The organism is Neobacillus drentensis (assembly GCF_036966985.1).
Classification (GTDB): domain Bacteria; phylum Bacillota; class Bacilli; order Bacillales; family Cytobacillaceae; genus Neobacillus; species Neobacillus drentensis_E.
On the sequence record NZ_JBALSN010000642.1, the window covers coordinates 1 to 4,010 of the forward strand.

Annotated in this window: 3 protein-coding genes and 2 pseudogenes; all 5 read left to right on the forward strand. The window is 43.8% G+C overall.

The window, feature by feature from the left end; genetic code table 11:
- A pseudogene (locus V7659_RS29665) lies at positions 1-151 on the forward strand (propanediol utilization protein); the annotation flags it as partial.
- 39 nt (positions 152-190) lie between these two features.
- Entirely contained in the window at positions 191-691 is a 501-nt protein-coding gene (locus V7659_RS29670) for a EutP/PduV family microcompartment system protein (RefSeq protein ID WP_335543622.1), read from the forward strand.
- A 138-nt stretch (positions 692-829) separates the two neighbouring features.
- Positions 830-2,275, forward strand: a complete 1,446-nt coding sequence (locus V7659_RS29675) for an ethanolamine ammonia-lyase reactivating factor EutA (RefSeq protein ID WP_335543623.1) — start codon at positions 830-832, stop codon at positions 2,273-2,275.
- Between the two features lie 17 nt (positions 2,276-2,292).
- Positions 2,293-3,657 carry an ethanolamine ammonia-lyase subunit EutB gene (locus V7659_RS29680; protein ID WP_335543624.1) on the forward strand — a complete coding sequence of 455 codons (1,365 nt, stop codon included), beginning with the start codon at positions 2,293-2,295 and terminating at the stop codon, positions 3,655-3,657.
- Positions 3,658-3,669: 12 nt separating this feature from the next.
- Positions 3,670-4,010 (forward strand): annotated as a pseudogene (locus V7659_RS29685) (hypothetical protein); the annotation flags it as partial.

The window sequence follows — 4,010 nt, forward strand, 5'->3', positions numbered from 1 at the left end:
GGCTAATGTCAAGTTAGGATTTTTGGATCGCTTTACCGGAAGTCTTGTGATTGTCGGCAATGTTTCAGAGGTGGAAATGGCGATGCAGGAAATCAACCGCTTTTTGCAGGCTACGCTGAAATATACCCCTGCCGAGATCACGAAGTCATAGAATCAGAAAATAGAATTTTTCAAGAAAGGAGGAAATAGGATGACGAAAAAGAACCGGGCCATGCTGATCGGTTCCATTGGAGCAGGAAAATCGACGTTAACAAATGCATTGCTTGGCCGGGAAGTGCCTGCTGTCAAAACGCAGTCGCTGAATTACTATGATTGGATTGTTGATACCCCAGGAGAATATTGTGAAAACCCGTTCTACTATAAAAATATCATGGCAACGGCCTTAGAAGTGACCCATGTCCTGTATTTACAGGATGCGACCAAGAAGAAGATGATTTTCCCGCCAGGATTCAGCAGCGGAATCAATAAAATCCCCATAGGGGTCGTCACAAAAAGTGATTCAGACCAGGCTGACGTTGAACTAGCCATTTCTTTGTTAAAAAAGGTAATCGTAACCAAAGGTCCAATTGTCATTACCTCTTCCCTAAAAAATGAAGGAATAGAGGAGATCCGGAATCTAGTAAACTACCGTTCGACACAGGAAATGAAGAAGTATCTTGAAGGAAATCCATCTCCATTTGTTATTTTTTAAATGAAAACCTTTACAATATCCAGAAAATAATTTATATTATGAATAACAAATGAATTTAACGGCAATGGCGCCTCTTTTAAACTATCTAATTTGGGATAGTTTACAAGGGGCGCTTTTTGTTTTTTTGGGGGAGTTGAGATGAAGTTCAAAGGCCCGCAAAAAGAAGAAATGATCAGTGCGGGGATCGATATAGGCACAAGTACAACCAAGCTAGTAATCAGCCGGTTCACGTTAATGAATATGGCTGGCGGGGCACATGTGCCGCGAATTGAAATCATTGACAAAGAGGTCATCCATCGCAGCCCGATTTACCGGACACCGCTGCTTTCACCAACCACGATTGATATTGAAAAAATTGAAGACCTTGTCAGAAAGGAATATCAGAAAGCTGGTATTGAGCCGAAGGATATTCAAACGGGGGCAGTGATTATTACGGGTGAAACAGCCACAAACTCAAATGCAGAAGTCATGCTGCATCAGCTGTCTGACCAGGCTGGGGAGTTTCTAGTGGCAACAGCTGGTCCTGACTTAGAAGGAATTATTGCCGCTAAGGGATCGGGCGCCTATGAATATTCGATAAATACAGGGAAGGTTATCGCCAACATCGATATCGGCGGGGGTACCGCCAATGTGGCCGTTTATAAATCTGGCAGACTTTGTGGAACCTGTACGCTTCATGTAGGCGGCAGATTAATTGAATGTAACGATAATAAAATCCAGAGTATTTCTCCGCCAGTTAAGAATTTACTGCGACAATGGGATTCAAGGATGGTGGAAGGGCAAACCCAAAATCCATCAGCGATAAAACAAGTAACCGATTTTATGGCAGATGTCATTGCGCGGATGTTAAAAAAGGAACTCACAAACGAGGATCTACCGCTGCTGCTAGGGCATGAACCTAACTGGGTGGAAGATATTGAGGCGATAATGTTCTCAGGCGGGATAAGTGAATGCATTTATCATCATGAGACCGGAACCGTACAGTCGGCTAAATACGATGATATCGGGTTGATGTTAGCCGCCTCCTTAAAAGAAAGCTCAAGTCTTGCAGAGTGGACTTGGGTAAAGCCGCAGGAAACGGTTCGGGCCACAGTGCTAGGCGCCGGAATGCAAACGACTGAAATCAGCGGCGCAACTATTGAAGTTGATCATCGTAAATTGCCGATGAAAAACTTGCCGGTTTACCAGATTCGATTCGAGGGTGATTTTAAAACGGAAATAAATCAATTAACCAAGCTTATTGAGGAAGCACTCGATCTCTATGACCCACAGCGTGAGGGACAGAATTTTGCGGTTTATTTTTCAGAATTGCCTTACTTAAGATTCCGTGAAATCGATGAATTTGCTGAATCCATCCTCAAAGCAATGAAACAAAAACCGAATCAAACTCAAGAGTTGGTCCTTGTGCTTGACCGGGATTATGCAAAAGTTCTCGGGCAAACACTCAAGAGGAAGGCTCCGCTGCAATCCATCATTTGTATTGATCAAATTAGAGTTGAAAATGGGGACTATTTGGATATAGGCCAAGTGCTCGAAACCGATGTTGTTCCTGTCATCATAAAAACATTAACATTCCAGAAATGACGAAAGGGGGCATTTTTATGAGATTAAAGTCCACCTATTTAGGTACTGTCTATCAGTTTTCCTCACTAAAGGATTTATTTGCGAAAGCAAATGAAGAAAAATCCGGCGACCGCTTAGCAGGGATTGCTGCTGAAACTGTTCAGGAAAGAATTGCAGCTAAACAAGTGTTGAGCTATTTAACACTACAAGATATTAGGGAAAATCCCATGCTATCTCCTGAAGAGGATGAGGTCTCAAGGATTATCGAGGGTCAAATCAACGACCCCATCTATCAATCGATTAAAAATTGGTCTGTTTCGGAGCTTCGCGAGTATATCCTGAACGATACAACTACCGGTGAAGACTTGAAACGCCTCAGCCGAGGTCTGAATAGTGAAATGATTGCAGCGGTGGCAAAGATTATGTCCAACCTCGATTTAGTCCATGCCGCCAATAAAATTGAAGTTTTATCCAAATGCAATATTACGATTGGTCAAAAAGGAGTGTTAGCCTCTAGGCTGCAACCAAACCATCCGACGGATAATGTCGACGGGATGATGGCCTCAATGAAAGAAGGCCTTGCCTATGGGATTGGGGATGCAGTCATTGGAATAAACCCGGTAGATGACTCCGTTGAAAGTGTAAAACGGTTATTGCATGCGACACATGACTTTATTCAAAAATGGGAAATTCCAACGCAAAACTGTGTGCTTGCCCATGTGACAACTCAAATGAAAGCGGTCCAGCAGGGGGCGCCGGCAGATATGATTTTCCAGAGTATTGCCGGAACCGAAGCGGCGAATCGTTCTTTCGGGATTAGCGCTTCACTCTTGGAGGAAGCCAATGAAATGGCGAAAGTATACGGTACAGGAACGGGTCCACAACGTTTGTATTTTGAGACAGGTCAAGGCTCGGAATTATCGGCCGAAGCGCACTATGATATCGACCAATTGACAATGGAATCCCGGAATTATGGCTTTGCCCGCTACTATGACCCGTATATTGTGAATACGGTAGTCGGCTTTATCGGACCAGAGTACTTGTACAACAACAAACAAGTGATTCGAGCCGGTCTGGAGGATCATTTTATGGGAAAAATGCATGGCATTCCAATGGGCGTTGATATTTGCTATACGAACCATATTAAAGCAGACCAGAATGACATTGAAGATCTTGGCGTGCTGCTTTCCGCGGCAGGGGTGAATTTTATTATCGCTGCGCCAATGGGTGATGATTGTATGCTCAATTACCAGAGCTTAAGTTTTCACGATGTTGCGACATTAAGGCAGACGCTGAATAAACGGCCGGCCCCTTTATTTGAAGCATGGCTGGAGAAAATGGGGATTTTTGAAAACGGGAAATTAAGTAAATATGCAGGTGACCCGACGATTTTTTCGCGATAGGAGGTGTAAGGAGTGAATCCTGAGTTAGTGGAACAAATCACGAAAATGGTGGTTGAAAAATTGCAGACGAAGACAGCTGCTGGCGGTTCGGCGGTGGAAGAAGTGAAGAAAAAGACGAATGATGATCCATCGGCAAAAGTGGAAGTGAAATTTTGGAACCACCGGACGAATCATGTTGAAACAGAGTGCAATCAAAGTCCGGGATGCGTGGAGTCAGCCCATGAAAAAGAAATACTTCTTGAACCAAAGCCCCCTGTAGGAATTGAAAATCCGATTAATAAGGAAGAGCTGGATCTTTTAATGAGCAAAACACCGGCAAGAATTGGCGTCGGCCGTGCGGGATTAAGGCCCAA